The organism is Weizmannia acidilactici (assembly GCF_008974185.1).
Classification (GTDB): domain Bacteria; phylum Bacillota; class Bacilli; order Bacillales; family Bacillaceae_C; genus Weizmannia; species Weizmannia acidilactici.
This window is the reverse complement of record NZ_BKZP01000104.1, coordinates 1-646: the sequence shown is the minus strand read 5'-3', so window position 1 is coordinate 646 and position 646 is coordinate 1. Positions and strand designations below refer to the sequence as shown.

Sequence of the window (646 nt, the reverse complement as noted above, 5' to 3'; positions counted from 1 at the left end):
GAATAGCAACTTTGTTATTTTAACATTTTATTTTATAAAATGTCAATACCTTAGTGGTGGAGCCTAGCGGGATCGAACCGCTGACCTCCTGCGTGCAAAGCAGGCGCTCTCCCAGCTGAGCTAAGGCCCCGGTATAAAATGGTCGGGAAGACAGGATTCGAACCTGCGACCCCATGGTCCCAAACCACGTGCTCTACCAAGCTGAGCTACTTCCCGAAATATGGCGCGCCCAAGAGGAGTCGAACCCCTAACCTTTTGATCCGTAGTCAAACGCTCTATCCAATTGAGCTATGGGCGCATATTTTATAATGGCAATAGTGCCGAGGACCGGAGTCGAACCGGTACGGTAGTCACCTACCGCAGGATTTTAAGTCCTGTGCGTCTGCCTATTCCGCCACCCCGGCAAAGATAAAAATGGAGCGGAAGACGGGATTCGAACCCGCGACCCCCACCTTGGCAAGGTGATGTTCTACCACTGAACTACTTCCGCAAAAGATACGGGTGCAGAGAACGCTTTTCACGCCTATACACAGATGCTCCACAGTCCTTATTCACCCGCAAATATGATGAGCCATGCAGGATTCGAACCTGCGACCCTCTGATTAAAAGTCAGATGCTCTACCAACTGAGCTAATGGCTCATATTT

At 50.0% G+C, this 646-nt stretch carries 6 tRNA genes; all 6 read right to left on the bottom strand.

Going from position 1 to position 646, the window contains the following annotated elements:
- Positions 1–54: 54 nt before the first annotated feature.
- A tRNA-Ala gene (locus BpJC4_RS15895) sits at positions 55–130 on the bottom strand.
- 9 nt (positions 131–139) lie between these two features.
- A tRNA-Pro gene (locus BpJC4_RS15890) sits at positions 140–216 on the bottom strand.
- A 5-nt stretch (positions 217–221) separates the two neighbouring features.
- Positions 222–298: transfer RNA gene (locus BpJC4_RS15885), tRNA-Arg, on the bottom strand.
- A gap of 20 nt (positions 299–318) precedes the next feature.
- Positions 319–404 (bottom strand) — tRNA-Leu (locus BpJC4_RS15880).
- A gap of 11 nt (positions 405–415) precedes the next feature.
- Positions 416–490: transfer RNA gene (locus tag BpJC4_RS15875), tRNA-Gly, on the bottom strand.
- A 77-nt stretch (positions 491–567) separates the two neighbouring features.
- A tRNA-Lys gene (locus BpJC4_RS15870) sits at positions 568–640 on the bottom strand.
- Positions 641–646: the final 6 nt, after the last annotated feature.